12 protein-coding genes are annotated in these 13908 nt (G+C 64.0%); 3 read left to right on the forward strand and 9 right to left on the reverse strand.

The features are described from left to right. Positions 1 to 117: 117 nt before the first annotated feature. From FXB41_RS25855 to trxB, 3 genes are all read right to left on the reverse strand, one after another. Positions 118 to 1026, reverse strand: coding sequence for a 4-hydroxy-tetrahydrodipicolinate synthase family protein (locus FXB41_RS25855; RefSeq protein WP_219683712.1), 909 nt, complete (start codon positions 1024 to 1026; stop codon positions 118 to 120). A gap of 465 nt (positions 1027 to 1491) precedes the next feature. After that, entirely contained in the window at positions 1492 to 2415 is a 924-nt protein-coding gene (locus FXB41_RS25860) for a LysR family transcriptional regulator (protein ID WP_007614700.1), read from the reverse strand. A 5-nt stretch (positions 2416 to 2420) separates the two neighbouring features. After that, a complete protein-coding gene (trxB, locus tag FXB41_RS25865) occupies positions 2421 to 3386 on the reverse strand; it encodes a thioredoxin-disulfide reductase (protein WP_219683714.1) in 966 nt (321 codons plus the stop codon). A gap of 265 nt (positions 3387 to 3651) precedes the next feature. Between trxB and FXB41_RS25870 the strand changes: the two genes are divergently transcribed. Further along, positions 3652 to 4131 (forward strand): Lrp/AsnC family transcriptional regulator, encoded by a 480-nt coding sequence (locus tag FXB41_RS25870; protein WP_007596676.1) that lies wholly within the window; start codon positions 3652 to 3654, stop codon positions 4129 to 4131. 88 nt (positions 4132 to 4219) lie between these two features. Here the strand turns inward: FXB41_RS25870 and greA are convergent, their stop codons facing one another. The 3 genes from greA to FXB41_RS25885 form a co-directional block, all read right to left on the reverse strand. Further along, positions 4220 to 4693: a transcription elongation factor GreA gene (greA, locus tag FXB41_RS25875; protein WP_007596674.1), complete on the reverse strand. Its 474-nt coding sequence runs from the start codon at positions 4691 to 4693 to the stop codon at positions 4220 to 4222. Positions 4694 to 4906: 213 nt separating this feature from the next. Beyond that, positions 4907 to 8371, reverse strand: a complete 3465-nt coding sequence (gene carB / locus FXB41_RS25880) for a carbamoyl-phosphate synthase large subunit (RefSeq protein WP_219683716.1) — start codon at positions 8369 to 8371, stop codon at positions 4907 to 4909. 145 nt (positions 8372 to 8516) lie between these two features. Continuing rightward, positions 8517 to 9686, reverse strand: a complete 1170-nt coding sequence (locus FXB41_RS25885; protein WP_007596670.1) for an MFS transporter — start codon at positions 9684 to 9686, stop codon at positions 8517 to 8519. A gap of 112 nt (positions 9687 to 9798) precedes the next feature. On the opposite strand from FXB41_RS25885, the gene FXB41_RS25890 reads away from it, so the two are divergent. Continuing rightward, positions 9799 to 10170 (forward strand): ArsR/SmtB family transcription factor, encoded by a 372-nt coding sequence (locus tag FXB41_RS25890; RefSeq protein ID WP_007596669.1) that lies wholly within the window; start codon positions 9799 to 9801, stop codon positions 10168 to 10170. A 287-nt stretch (positions 10171 to 10457) separates the two neighbouring features. Here FXB41_RS25890 and FXB41_RS25895 read toward each other — a convergent pair whose 3' ends face one another. Then, complete coding sequence (locus FXB41_RS25895) at positions 10458 to 11159, reverse strand: class I SAM-dependent methyltransferase (RefSeq protein WP_007596668.1); 702 nt, start codon at positions 11157 to 11159, stop codon at positions 10458 to 10460. A gap of 113 nt (positions 11160 to 11272) precedes the next feature. On the opposite strand from FXB41_RS25895, the gene FXB41_RS25900 reads away from it, so the two are divergent. Then, positions 11273 to 11797, forward strand: coding sequence for a Dps family protein (locus FXB41_RS25900; protein ID WP_007596666.1), 525 nt, complete (start codon positions 11273 to 11275; stop codon positions 11795 to 11797). Positions 11798 to 11909: 112 nt separating this feature from the next. Here the strand turns inward: FXB41_RS25900 and FXB41_RS25905 are convergent, their stop codons facing one another. Continuing rightward, complete coding sequence (locus tag FXB41_RS25905; RefSeq protein ID WP_007596665.1) at positions 11910 to 12431, reverse strand: hypothetical protein; 522 nt, start codon at positions 12429 to 12431, stop codon at positions 11910 to 11912. A 165-nt stretch (positions 12432 to 12596) separates the two neighbouring features. Further along, positions 12597 to 13787 (reverse strand): glutamine-hydrolyzing carbamoyl-phosphate synthase small subunit, encoded by a 1191-nt coding sequence (gene carA, locus FXB41_RS25910; RefSeq protein WP_219683718.1) that lies wholly within the window; start codon positions 13785 to 13787, stop codon positions 12597 to 12599. Positions 13788 to 13908: the final 121 nt, after the last annotated feature.

Below are 13908 nucleotides of genomic sequence, written 5' to 3' on the forward strand. Positions count from 1 at the left end.
CGTGGATGCGCCATGCGGCAGCAGCGAAGGCCGTTCGGGCGCGGTTAACCAAGCACTCCGCTCTCTCACTCCCTCTCCCCGTTCTTACGGGGAGAGGGTGGGGTGAGGGGCCATCAGCTACGCCGCGACTTGCGTCCGCCGTTCGATCTCGCGGTCGAGCTGGACGGCGAGTTCGCTGCCGATCTCGACCATCGGCAGGCGCACTTCGGGGCTGTCGATCAGGCCCGTGCGCCACAGCCAGTATTTTGCCGGTGCGGGACTGGGCTCGGTGAACAACAGCCGCGTCAGGTCCGCGACCTCCTGCCAGCGCGCCAGCGCCGCATCGTGATTGCCGCGCTTCAGCTCGGCATGGACAGCCGCAAATGTCGCGGTCTCGAGATGGGCTGACAGCACGATGCCGCCGTCGGCGCCGTCGCTGAGCGCGTCGAAATAATTCGCATCCTCGCCGGTCAGCACGCGAAAATCCCTCGGACGGTCGCGCAGCAACGCGATGGATTGCTCGCGGCTCGCGCCGCAATCCTTCAGGCCGATGATGTTCGGATGCCCGGCAAGCCGCAGCAGGGTCTGGTTGGTGATGTTGACTGAGGTGCGATAGGGGATGTTGTAGAGCGCGAGCGGCCAGGCGGCGTGATCGGCGAGCGCTTCGAAATGCGCCAGCAACCCGCGTTGCGACGGCCGCACATAATACGGGCTCGCGATCAGATAACCGTCGATCGGCCAGTCCGCGGTCGCGTCGAGACGCTCCTTCAGCCGCGAAGTGTCCGCGCCTGAGAGTCCGAGGCAGATCGGAAGCTTGCTGTGGCCGGTGGTCAGCTCGTCGCGCACGATGGCGACGAGGCGTTCGAGCTCGGCGTCGCGCAGCGTCATGCCTTCACCGGAGGTCGCCCCCAGGATGAAGCCGTCGACAGCCTGTCCGCTGTAATGCCGTGTCAGCCGGCGCAGCGACCTCTCGTCGAGGGCGCCGTCGCGAAACGGCGTCACCAGCGGCAGCCAGAGCCCGTGCAATTGTTCCTGTAGTCCGGTCATGTTCCATCTCCTGCTCGGGAAAAGTCCTGAGACGAGGGCACATGAAAAAACCCCGTCCAGGCGGCGGGGTTTTCGAAGTTTCGGCTCGCGATGACGAAGGCTGTGTTAGCGCGTGCAAAAATCCGAGGTCCCCAGATGGGGGCCTTTTTTCGAGGCGATTGCCTGCGACGAGCTTACGCACGACTTCGTGATCATTTGCAAATCATGCGGGGTAAGCATGGAACTGTCAATACACGTGGAGGGCGAAGGCCGAATCCGCCAAAAAAAAGCCGGGCTCGATCGAGCCCGGCTTAAGGTATTGGCCACGTGAGGCCGACACAATCACCTTCCAAGAGGGATTACTGAACTCCCGCGCCACTGGAGGAGGGGGACAAATGCGCAACGCGAAGGCTCAGCGTGAAAAGATTATGGGCTAGCTTCGCGCCATGCATCAAGCGTCCAAGCCGCATGTCAGACATGCGGAAATCAGGACGGCCAGCGCTGCGCCTTGCTCACCACGAAGTCGCGGAACACTTGCACGCGCGCGACCGTCTTCAGCTCTTCCGGATAAACAAAATACGTATCGAGCTGGATCGAATCCGATTCGCCGAACAGCTGCACGAGGCGGCTCTGTTCTTCGATCAGATAGTCGGGCAGCGCGGCAATGCCGAGGCCCTGCTGACAGGCGCGGACGAGGCCGAGAATGTTGTTGACCCTGAAATAGGCCTCGCGCGGACCCGAGCCGTTGCGCCCCGCTTCGACCAGCCAGTTGCGGTTCTGAAGATGCGGCGCGAAGTTGCCGTCGGAGAGCGTGATGATGCGGTGGGAGTCGAGCTCCTCCAGCGTGCGCGGCGTGCCGAAGCGCTTGATGTAATCGGGCGAGCAATAGGCGTGGAAGCCCATCGCGAACAGCTTGCGCTGGATGAGATCCGGCTGCGTAGGCTTGCGGGTGCGGATCGCGACATCGGCCTCGCGCATCGACAGGTCGAGCTCCTCGTCTGTGACGATCAGCGAAATCCGGATTTCCGGATAGAGCGCGGTGAATTCGCCGAGCCTGGGGATCAGCCAGTTGATGCCGACGCCGGGCGTGGTGGTGATCTTGAGATCGCCGCTCGGCCGCTCGCGGCTGTCGGTCAGTTTGGCGCGCGCTGCCTGCAGCTGCATGAACACGTCATGGGCGGTGCGGAACAAGAGGTCGCCCTGTTCGGTGAGGATCAGGCCGCGGGCGTGGCGGTGGAACAGCGAGACCGAGAGCTCCTGCTCCAGTGCCGAGACCTGGCGTGACACCGCCGATTGCGACAGGCCGAGCTGCTCGCCCGCGTGCGTGAAGCTGCCCGCTTCCGCCGCGGCGTGAAACACCTTCAGCTTGTCCCAGTCCATATCCGTAAATCCGTCGCGTGTTCTTGCCATGATGTCTATTCCGCTGCCGCGCGCTCGCTGGCGCGCAGGGCCAAAAATCGTTCCGCCTCGAGCGCTGCCATGCAGCCGAGGCCGGCCGCCGTGACCGCTTGACGATAGGTCTCGTCGGCGACGTCGCCGGCGGCGAACAGGCCGGGGACCGAGGTGGCGGTCGAGTTCGGGGCGACCTCGACATAGCCCGACGGTTTCAGCTTGATCTGGCCGGCCACGAGCTCGGTCGCCGGGGCATGCCCGATCGCGATGAAGACGCCGTCGGTCGGCACGTCGGTCAAGGCGCCGGTCTTGACGTTCTTCAGTCGCACATGGGTGACCTTGTTCGGGTTCTCGGTGCCGCAGATCTCGTCGACGGCTGAGTCCCAGACCACTTTGATCTTTGGGTGCTTGAACAGACGCTCCTGCAGGATGCGTTCGGCGCGGAAATGATCGCGACGATGCACGATGGTGACCTGCGAGGCATGGTTGGTGAGGTACAGGGCTTCCTCGACCGCGGTATTGCCGCCGCCGACCACCACGACGTCCTTGTTGCGGTAGAAGAACCCGTCACAGGTGGCACAGGCCGACACGCCGCCGCCCTGGAATTTCGCTTCGGACGGCAGCCCGAGCCAGCGCGCCTGGGCGCCGGTGGCGAGGATGACGGTGTCGGCGAGATAGACGTCGCCGCTATCGCAGGTCAGGCGAAAGGGTCGCTGCGAGGTGTCGAGCTTCGTCACCAGATCGGTCTTGATCTGGGTGCCCACATGCAGCGCCTGCTTCTCCATCTGCTCCATCAGCCAGGGGCCCTGGATCACGTCGGCGAAACCGGGATAGTTCTCGACGTCGGTGGTGATGGTGAGCTGGCCGCCTGCCTGGATGCCCTGGATCAGGATCGGCTCGAGCATCGCGCGCGCGGCGTAGATCGCCGCCGTGTAGCCGGCGGGGCCGGAGCCGATGATGACGACCTTTGCATGGACAGCGGCGGACATTTCGACAGATGCCTTTCACGGGGGACTGCAGCGCGGGCGCGGAACGTGCCGGGAGGCCTCGCGGAGGCGCTGAAATATCAGAGGTAATCTAAGCCTTCTGGTGAGCTATGCAAGAATTGCATTCCCTGTCGGCGGATTTTTCCAACAGGGAACAAAAGTCGATTGCGCTGCACGCGCAATAAAATTGCGCCGGTCGTGCGGTCTGGGCTATGAGGATTGCGACAGACCCACCAATACCGCCGTAAAGGCCAGGAGTTCCAATCACGTGTCGCGGAACCTAGACGAGATCGACCTGAAGATTCTCACCGAGATTCAGGCCGACGGTCGAATCACGAATGTCGAGCTGGCCAAGCGCGTCGGCATTTCGCCACCGCCCTGCCTGCGCCGAGTCCGTGCGCTGGAGGAGGAGGGGTATATCCATGGCTATCGCGGGCTTCTGGACGCACGAAAGCTCGGCTTCGACGTCACGGTGTTTGCCGCAGTGCACCTCTCCAGCCAGGCCGAGGCCGATTTGCGCGCCTTCGAGGAGTTCGTCCGCGCCGAGCCGCTGGTGCGCGAGTGCTGGATGTTGTCCGGCGAGGTCGATTTCATCCTGAAATGCGTCGCGCCCGACATGGCCACCTTCCAGGATTTCGTCACCCATTTGACCGCCGCTCCACACGTCCGCAACGTGCGAACCTCGCTGGTGCTGCACAATTCGAAATACGAGGCGGCCGTGCCGCTGGACGTGAGGGGACGAAGGTAGCGCCTCCTCCGTCACTGCCAGCAACACGCAGCAACAAAAAGGCCGCGCAGTGCGCGGCCTTTTTCAAATCACACGCAACGGCAAATCGCTACCGCCACTCCACCTTGGTGATCTCATAAGCCTTGGCGCCGCCGGGTGCATTGACCTCGACGGTTGAGCCCTTCTTCTTGCCGATCAGCGCGCGCGCGAGCGGCGAGGTGATAGAGATGCGGCCCTTCTTGGCGTCGGCCTCGACCTCGCCGACGATCTGCCACACCGTCTTCTTCTCGGTGTCCTCGTCGACCAGCGTCACGGTCGCGCCGAACTTGATGGTGTCGCCGGACAGCTTCGAGATGTCGATGATGTCGGCGCGCGCGAGCTTGTCCTCGAGCTCGGCGATGCGGCCTTCATTGTGGGACTGCTCTTCCTTCGCGGCGTGGTATTCCGCGTTCTCCGAAAGGTCTCCGTGCGAGCGCGCCTCGGCGATATGCTCGATGATCCGCGGACGGTCCTCCGACTGGCGCTTCTTCAGTTCTTCCCCGAGTGCGGCAAAGCCGCCCGCTGTCATCGGTACCTTTTCCATCTCTTCTCTCGTCCTTCGGTCGCGCGCGCCCTGACATGTCAGCGCGCACGCAACTTGATTCGTCAGTTCTGTCCGGGGGCTCAACGCGCGTGCCGCCGAACGTTCATATGGGCTTGGCGCCGGAACAGAACAACCATATGGCCGGACAGTTCCTCCGGCCATAGTGGCTTCATCGCCAATCACTTAGCGGGAGATTGGGCCTCCCGCTCGCGATCAGGTTTCCGAAAAGTAGCTCTGCAGGGTCCGAACCTCAAGGTCCCCGCCCAGATAGGCGCGGATGCCCTGCGCGGCCGCCACGGCCCCAGAAAGAGTGGTGTAATACGGCACTTTATGCAAGAGGGCCGCGCGCCGCAGAGAACGGCTGTCGGCGAGCGCCTGCGGCCCTTCGGTGGTGTTGAAGACGAGCTGGACGTCGCCATTGGTGATGGCGTCGACGATGTGCGGCCGGCCCTCCAGCACCTTGTTCACCTTCTCGGTCGGGATGCCCTGGTCGGTCAGGAAGCGGGCCGTGCCCGACGTCGCCAGCACCTTGAAGCCGAGCGAATGCAGCTCGCGGACGGCCTCGGTGATGCGCGTCTTGTCGCTTTCGCGGACCGAGACGAACACCGTCCCCTTGCGCGGCACCCGTGTGCCGCCGCCGAGCTGGCTTTTCGCGAACGCCACCGCGAAGGAGCGGTCGATGCCCATGACCTCGCCGGTCGAGCGCATCTCGGGGCCGAGCACGGTATCGACGCCGGGGAAGCGGGCGAACGGAAATACCGATTCCTTCACGCCGACATGATCGAAGTTCGCCTTCTTCAGCTTGAAATCGGCAAGCTTCTCGCCGGCCATGACGCGCGCCGCGATCTTCGCAACGGGCGTGCCGACCACCTTGGCGACGAAGGGCACCGTGCGCGAGGCGCGCGGATTGACTTCGAGCACGTAGATCTCGCCGTCCTTGATGGCGTATTGCACGTTCATCAGGCCGACGACGTCGAGGCCGAGCGCCAGCTCGCGGGTCTGCCGCTCCAGCTCCTCGATCATCTTGTCGTCCAGCGAGTGCGGCGGCAGCGAGCAGGCGCTGTCGCCGGAATGGATGCCGGCTTCCTCGATGTGCTCCATGATGCCGACGATGAAGGTGTCCTTGCCGTCGCAGAGGCAGTCGACGTCGATCTCGGTCGCATCGGACAGATAGCGGTCGAACAGCAGCGGGTTCTTGCCGAGCACGGTGTTGATCTGGCCGGTCTTGTCGTTCGGGTAGCGCGCCTTGACGTCCCCCGGCACCAGCTCCGGCAGCGTGCCGAGCAGGTAATCACTGAGCTGGTTCTCCTCGCGGATGATTTGCATCGCGCGGCCGCCGAGCACGTAGGACGGGCGCACCACCAGCGGCAGGCCGAGATCGGTTGCGACCAGGCGCGCTTGCTCGACTGAATAGGCGATGCCGTTCTTGGGCTGCTTCAGCCGCAGCTTGTCGAGCACCCGCTTGAAGCGGTCGCGGTCTTCCGCAAGATCGATGGCGTCGGGCGAGGTGCCGAGGATCGGCACTTCGGCGGCTTCCAGCGCACGCGCGAGCTTGAGCGGGGTCTGGCCGCCGAACTGCACGATCACGCCGTGCAGCGTGCCGTTGGTGCGTTCCTTCGCGATGATCTCCAGCACATCCTCGGCGGTGAGCGGCTCGAAATAGAGCCGGTCAGCCGTGTCGTAGTCGGTCGACACCGTCTCCGGGTTGCAGTTGACCATGATGGATTCGTAGCCGGCGTCGTGCAGCGCGAAGCAGGCGTGACAGCAGCAATAGTCGAATTCGATGCCCTGGCCGATGCGGTTCGGTCCGCCGCCGAGGATGATGACCTTCTTCTTGTCGGACGGCGAGCTCTCGTCCGCAGGCGTGCCCGCGAACGGCGCCTCATAGGTCGAGTACATGTAGGCGGTGGGCGAGGCGAACTCGGCCGCGCAGGTGTCGATGCGTTTGTAGACCGGGCGAACGCCGAGCGCGTGGCGCTTCGCCGTGACCTCGGCCTCCGTCGTCTCCGCGATCACCGCGAGCCGGGCATCGGAGAAGCCCATGGCCTTGAGCGTGCGCATGCCGAAGGCGTTGCCCGGCAGGCCGTTCTTGCGGACCTTCGCTTCCATGTCGACGATGCCGCGCATCTCGCTGAGGAACCACGGATCGATCTTGCAGGAATTGAAGATCTCCTCGTCCGACCAGCCGAGCCGCATCGCCTGGGCGACCTGGAGCAGCCGGTTCGGCGTCGGCGTGCCTAGCGCAGCGCGGATCGCATTCTTGTCGTCGTCGCGACCGAGACCTTCGATCTCGATCTCGTCGAGGCCGGTGAGTCCGGTCTCGAGCCCGCGCAAGGCCTTCTGAAGGCTTTCCTGGAAGGTGCGGCCGATCGCCATGACTTCGCCGACCGACTTCATCGACGTGGTCAGCGTGGTGGAGGCACCGGGGAATTTCTCGAAGGCGAAACGCGGCACCTTGGTGACGACGTAGTCGATCGTCGGCTCGAACGAGGCCGGCGTGGCGCCGCCGGTGATGTCGTTGGCGATTTCGTCGAGCGTGTAGCCGACCGCAAGCTTGGCGGCGACCTTTGCGATCGGAAAGCCGGTGGCTTTCGAAGCCAGGGCGGAGGAACGCGACACGCGCGGATTCATCTCGATGACGACCATGCGGCCGTCTTCCGGGTTGACGCCGAACTGCACGTTGGAGCCGCCGGTCTCGACCCCGATCTCGCGCAGCACCGCAAGCGAGGCGTCGCGCATGATCTGGTATTCCTTGTCGGTCAACGTAAGCGCCGGCGCCACCGTGATGGAATCGCCGGTGTGCACGCCCATCGGATCGAGATTCTCGATCGAGCAGACGATGATGCAATTGTCTTTCTTGTCGCGCACCACCTCCATCTCGTACTCTTTCCAGCCGAGCACGGATTCTTCGATCAGCACTTCGTTGGTAGGAGACGCATCCAGGCCGCGCTCGATGATGTCGAGGAACTCTTCCTTGTTGTAGGCAATGCCGCCGCCGGTGCCGCCCATGGTGAAGGAGGGGCGGATGATCGCGGGCAGGCCGATCTCGGACAACGCCATCAGCGCCTGGCCGAGCGCATATTCCTGGTAGCGCTTGCGACGGTCGCTCTCGCCGAGCGTCCACTGCCGCTCGAGCTCTGCGAGCGCCGCGCCCGAGGCCTTCGCGCGATCGGCCTGGTACTTGTCGCGGAAGGACTTCTTCAGGGCGGAGGCGTTGGCGAGCCGCGACTTCGGTGTCTCAAGCCCGATCTTGGTCATGGCCTCGCGGAACAGCTGACGGTCTTCGGCCTTGTCGATCGCGTCCGCGGTGGCGCCGATCATCTCGACGTCGAACTTTTCCAGCGTGCCTTGCTGGCGCAGCGACAGCGCGCAGTTCAGCGCGGTCTGTCCGCCCATGGTCGGCAGCAGCGCGAAGCCGCCGGGAATGACGTGACGTTCCTTCTCGATGATTTTTGCGACGATCTCGGGCGTGATCGGCTCGATATAGGTCGCATCGGCCAATTCCGGGTCGGTCATGATGGTGGCCGGATTGGAATTGACGAGGACGATGCGATAGCCCTCTTCCTTCAGCGTCTTCACCGCCTGGGTGCCCGAATAGTCGAACTCGCAGGCCTGGCCGATCACGATGGGACCGGCGCCGATGATCAGGATGGTGGTGATGTCTGTACGTTTGGGCATCAACTCTCGCCGAAGTGGAATTTGGGCACAAAAAAAGGGCGCGCCTGCTGCGCGTCCCTTTGGCCGAGAGCGCGGTGGTCCCCCCTCGCGCGCGGGGTGGGTCTTAGACCAGTTTTCGGGGCGGCGAAACCCCGAAAAACGCCCATCAACCGGCAATTTTGACCGGTTTTGGCCTGGCCTGCCAGCCCCGGGCGAGATGGACCAGAAGAGCCGCCGAAACGCTCAATCCGCCGACCCAGCCGAGATCGGCCGGGCTCCACGCCGCAAGCACGGCGCCGCCCAAGGCACCGCCGATCGCAAAGCCGAGATACATGGCCGAGGCGTTGAGCGAGAGCGCGATCATCGAGGCCTGCGGCTCGATCCGGATGATGCTGGCGACCTGGGCCGGGTAGAACGCCCATCCCGAGATGCCCCAGAGGAAGATCGCGCCCAGCACCGCGTAATGCGCCTGTCCCGGCATCAGCTTCAGGACCAGCGAATGCAGGATCAGCGCGCTGGCCATGCCGGCAAGCCCGAGACCTGCTGTGGCGAGCGTGCCGAGCCGGTCGGCCAGGACGCCGCCGAGCATGTTCCCGATCGCGGCGGCGCCGCCGAACACCAGCAGCGCGAGGCTGATCTGCGACGCATCAAATCCAAGACCGCGCAGCGGGACCGCGAAATAGGTGAACACTGTGAAGCCGCCGAGCGCCCATAAGATCGTGATCAGAAGCGCCGTCAGGACATTGCGGTGACGCGCCACCGCCAGCCGATCGCTGAGCGAGGCCGTGTTGCGGGGCAGGCCGCGGGGCAGGCCGAGCAGGAGGCCGGCGAGCGCAACGGCACCGATCAGGGCGACCATGGCAAAGGTCGCGCGCCAGCCGAGCATGCTGCCGACGAGATTGCCGAGGGGAACGCCGATGACGGTCGCAACCGTGAGGCCCGAGGTGACGAGTGCCACCGCGCGGCCGCGTCGCTCCGGCGCGGCGACGGCCACGGATACGGCCAGCGCGGTCGGCATGCACAGCCCGGAGCCCAGCGCCATCAGCATGCGCGAGGCCAGCAGCAGGGCGTAATTCGACGCCACCATCGCCGCGAGGTTTCCGGCGATGAAGGTCGATAGCGCCAGGGCCAGCACGGTGCGGCGGTCGATATTGTTCAGCGTCACCGCCAGGATCGGGGAGCCGACCGCATAGGTGAGAGCATAGGCCGTGACCAACTGGCCGGCGGCGGGGACTGAAATCGCCAGGTCGGTGGCGATCGACGGCAAAAGCCCTGCAATGACAAAGCCTTCCGTGCCGATCGCAAAGGCCGCCAAGGCCAACCAGAATACGCTCATCCGAGAAATCCCGATGTTCAACGTTTATTGAACTATCGATGGGACGGGGTCAGGAGTCAATTGGTTCAAGAACTATTGAACATCGAGGCGATTTCACTATGATCCTCAGACCATGAGCCGCACGCCTCCCCACCCCACCCGCGAGCAGATCGAACTGCCGATGGTTCTGGATTGCCTGAGCGACCCGATCAGGTTGACGATTGTGTATCAGCTCGCGCAGCAGGAACGTGTCAGCGGCGAGCTGTGCTGCGGCGATTTCAACGGGCTCGCGGGCAAATCAAACCTCGCCTATCACTTCGCCAAGCTGCGCGAATGCGGCCTGATGCAGACCCGCGTCGCCGGCACCAACCGCTTCGTGCGGCTGCGCCGCGAGGATCTGGACGCACGTTTTCCGGGCCTGCTCGATGCCGTCATCGCCTCCGCGGCAAAGGATGCCGACCGGCTGCGACTCTTGCCTGAATGTGAAGTGGTCGAGGCGGAGTGAGGATTGGTCGGCCAGTCCGTCTACGCATGCGCTTCGCTCCAGCTACGCCGGACACGCTTCGCCCTTCGCCCTTCGGGCTTCGCGTGGCGGCGCCACGCGTAGCCCCCGCAGGGGCGAAGCGTGGAGACCCGGCCTGGATTTGAACCAGGATAAAGAGCGATGCATCGCCCTCGCGTAGACACTTCCGCCACCGGGCCGCGGCGATCATTGCCGATCAGGGTGCGACAAGCCACCTCAGGCAGACGTTATGCTTAACGAACCCAGGAAACTCACCGAACCCAAGAAACTTACCGAACCAACGGCGGCCGCGCGACGAACGTCATGCGCCAGCGATTGTGGCCGATATTGCGGTGAGCGCGCTGGACCGCGAAGCCGGCTATCTTGAGCTTGGCGGTGATCTCCTCCTCACTGTAGCGCTGCAGCCCGATGCGCGTGCGCAGATGACGGTAATCCGACAGTGCGGTGCTGATCAGCCCGATCAGCGCATCTTTCAAAAAGCCGTGACGCAGGCCGAAGCTGAGCAGCGCCGTGACGTCCCTGAACATGCCGACATTGGGCTGGAGGATGTCGCCGAGCACGAGCTTGCCGGAGGGCTTTAGGATACGCCGGAAATTGAGGAGCGCGGTGTCGAGCTCGTCCGGCGTCATGTATTGCGCGACCGAGTTCATCACGACGAGATCGATCGACTGCTCCTGCATGTTGTGGACGTCGTCGAGCGAGCGGACGCGGATTTTCGTGTTCGGGGCAAAGCGCGCGATCAACCGGCCGCGCACGCCGGGCGCGGGCTCGGCGAGGATCAGCTTTCCACAGGCCGCAGCGACCTCGCTCGCCGACAGCGCCTCGCCGCAGGCATAGTCGAGCACGGTCGCCTCGGGCGAAGAGATGTAGCCGATAATGTCCCGCGCGATAATCTGGAAGTGCAAGTCGCGATGCAGCTTGCTGACATAGATCGTGTGCGTCGAGTCGTAATAGTCGATCCAATCGTCCATGGTCGTCGAGGGTCCCGGCCAAACGGTTCCGATGCAGGAACCGGCGCTGCCCGCCTGCGTTAGGGGTGCGGCGGCGCGCCGTCAATGTCCGCGTCCTAACAGGAAGGTTTCCCGTGAGCAAAGCCCCACAAAAGGTCTCGCCCGACCTCGACACACCCACCGATCTGTCGTCCCAGGCGGTCAACAAGGTTTCGGAGGCGCTCAACGTGCTTCTGGCCGATGCGTTCGCGCTGTATCTGAAGACCAAGAATTTCCACTGGCATATCAGCGGCCGGCATTTCCGCGACTATCATTTGCTGCTCGACGAACAGTCCGACCAGATTTTCGCCACCACCGACCAACTCGCCGAGCGCGTCCGCAAGATCGGCGGTACCACGCTGAAATCGATCGGGCAGATCGCCAAGCTCCAGACCATCAAGGACAACAACGAAGATTATGTCCCGCCGCGCGAGATGCTGCGCGAGCTGATGCAGGACAACAAGCATGTCGCCGCGGCAATGCGCAAGGCACACGAGGTCTGCGACGACGCCGGTGACGTCGCCAGCGCCAGCATCCTCGAAAACTTCATCGACGAGACCGAGCGCCGCACCTGGTTCCTGTTCGAAGCCACGAGACAGGAAGGTGCGAACGAGGCGTAGGATAGGTCGTAGGGTGGATTAGCCGCAGGCGTAATCCACCGCCTCTGCCTCCGCGGAAACAGAAGAGGTGGGTTACGCTTCGCTAACCCACCCTACTGCAACGTCTTTGTAGCTACCGCCACAACCGCATCAGCGCGCCATTCTTGCCCGTCACCGGATCGGCCGGCGGCAGCGCGACCTTTGGAATCGTCTTCAGCGCCTTGGCGTGGTTCTCCGGCGTTGCGCGGGTGACCTCCATCTTCGCGCCCGGCGGATAGGCGCCGATCACACAGAAATCCGCGCTCGCCTTAATGCGTTGGTGACCTGTGCCGGCGGGCAGGATCGCGACGTCGCCGGCCTTGATCTCCAGCTCCTGGCCGTGGTCGCCGCCGAAGCGAACGCGGGCGCTGCCACGCGCAACCCCGAGCACCTCGTGCACCGTCGCATGATAATGCAGATAATCGAAGACGCCATTGCGCCACGTGCTGCCCCAGCCGTTCGCTTCGAACAAGCGTTCGATTGTCTCTTCCGGCTGTCTGGAATCAAGCTTCACTGCGGCCTGGTAGACCAGGAAGGGGAGGATATTGTTCGGCACGAGCCCGTCATCCTCAAACACGATGGCGAGCGGCTCGGCATTGTCGCGGACGACGGACATAAGGGCTCCTGCGTGAGCGTAGCAGGGATCAACGACAGGAATTGAGCGGCGTTCCTCGTTCCGCTGTCATTCCGGGTTCGCGCTGCGCTGCGCCCCGGAACGACAAAAGCCCGGGAGAAGACCCGGGCTCGATGTCGTCATAGCAGTTGCAGGAGAGCGCGCGCCTTACGCGCTCTTGTTCTGCCGCATCAGGTCCGCAAACCGCTGGAACAGATAGTGCGAGTCGCGCGGACCCGGTGAGGCCTCGGGGTGGTACTGCACCGAGAACACCGGCTTGCCGTCGAGCTGGATGCCGCAATTGGAGCCGTCGAACAGCGAGATGTGGGTCTGCGTCGCGCCCGTCGGCAGGGTGCTCTCGTCCACGGCAAAGCCGTGGTTCATCGAAGTGATCTCGACCTTGCCGGTGGTCTCGTCCTTGACGGGATGATTGGCGCCGTGATGGCCCTGGTGCATCTTCTTCGTCTTGGCGCCGACGGCGAGGCCGAGCATCTGATGGCCGAGACAAATTCCGAATGTCGGCGTGCCGGACTTGATCACGTCCTGGATCACGGGCACGGCATATTTGCCGGTCGCGGCCGGATCGCCGGGACCGTTCGACAGGAACACGCCATCCGGCTTCATCGCCAGGATATCCTCGGATGACGTCGTTGCCGGCACCACCGTGACCTTGCAGCCGACGCCGGCGAGCAGGCGCAGAATGTTGCGCTTGATGCCGTAGTCGATGGCGACGACGTTGAACTCAGGCTTGTCCTGACGGCCAAAGCCCTTCTCCCAGAGCCAGGGCGTCTCGTCCCAGGTGAAGCGCTGGCCGGAGGTGACCATCGGCACGAGGTCCATGCCCTCGAGGCCCGGCCATTCGCGCGCTTCTTCCTTCAGGCCGTGCAGGTCGAACTCGCCGTCTTTGGCGTGCGCGATCACGGCGTTGGGCATGCCCTTGTTGCGGATCAGTGCGGTCAGCGCGCGGGTGTCGATGCCGGAGAGGCCGATGATGCCGCGGGCCTTCAGCCACTGGTCGAGATGCTTGGTGGCGCGGTAGTTCGAGGGATCGGTGATCGCGGTGCGCAGGATCACGCCGCGCGCGCCTGGTGTCGCGGCCATGTTCACCGTCTCGATGTCGTCGTCGTTGGTGCCGACATTGCCGATATGCGGGAAGGTGAAGGTGATGAGCTGGCCGGCATAGGAGGGATCGGTGAGGATCTCCTCATAGCCGGTCATCGCGGTGTTGAAGCAGACCTCACCGACGGCTTGGCCTTCGGCGCCGAGGCCAAAGCCTTCCAGCACTGTGCCGTCGGCAAGCACCAACAGCGCGGTCGGTTTGTGGTCCGGCCAGGCGGTACCGTTTTCGGATTGTGTCATAAGCCCGGTTCATAGTCCCCGCGGGCGCTGCCGTCAAAGCGGAGAAGCGCGGATTCACATGCGTTTTTGCATATTTGACAGGTCGCCTTGGGCCCCTAAGCTCCGCGGCATAATTTCCGGC

The sequence above is a fragment of the Bradyrhizobium canariense genome (genome assembly GCF_019402665.1).
Classification (GTDB): domain Bacteria; phylum Pseudomonadota; class Alphaproteobacteria; order Rhizobiales; family Xanthobacteraceae; genus Bradyrhizobium; species Bradyrhizobium canariense.

Bases quoted from the DNA above. Each gene is read 5' to 3' on its own strand.
- FXB41_RS25855 (WP_219683712.1), bottom strand. From the start codon at position 1,026: ATGACCGGACTACAGGAACAATTGCACGGGCTCTGGCTGCCGCTGGTG.
- FXB41_RS25860 (WP_007614700.1), bottom strand. From the start codon at position 2,415: ATGGCAAGAACACGCGACGGATTTACGGATATGGACTGGGACAAGCTG.
- trxB (WP_219683714.1), bottom strand. From the start codon at position 3,386: ATGTCCGCCGCTGTCCATGCAAAGGTCGTCATCATCGGCTCCGGCCCC.
- greA (WP_007596674.1), bottom strand. From the start codon at position 4,693: ATGGAAAAGGTACCGATGACAGCGGGCGGCTTTGCCGCACTCGGGGAA.
- carB (WP_219683716.1), bottom strand. From the start codon at position 8,371: ATGCCCAAACGTACAGACATCACCACCATCCTGATCATCGGCGCCGGT.
- FXB41_RS25885 (WP_007596670.1), bottom strand. From the start codon at position 9,686: ATGAGCGTATTCTGGTTGGCCTTGGCGGCCTTTGCGATCGGCACGGAA.
- FXB41_RS25890 (WP_007596669.1), top strand. From the start codon at position 9,799: ATGAGCCGCACGCCTCCCCACCCCACCCGCGAGCAGATCGAACTGCCG.
- FXB41_RS25895 (WP_007596668.1), bottom strand. From the start codon at position 11,159: ATGGACGATTGGATCGACTATTACGACTCGACGCACACGATCTATGTC.
- FXB41_RS25905 (WP_007596665.1), bottom strand. From the start codon at position 12,431: ATGTCCGTCGTCCGCGACAATGCCGAGCCGCTCGCCATCGTGTTTGAG.
- carA (WP_219683718.1), bottom strand. From the start codon at position 13,787: ATGACACAATCCGAAAACGGTACCGCCTGGCCGGACCACAAACCGACC.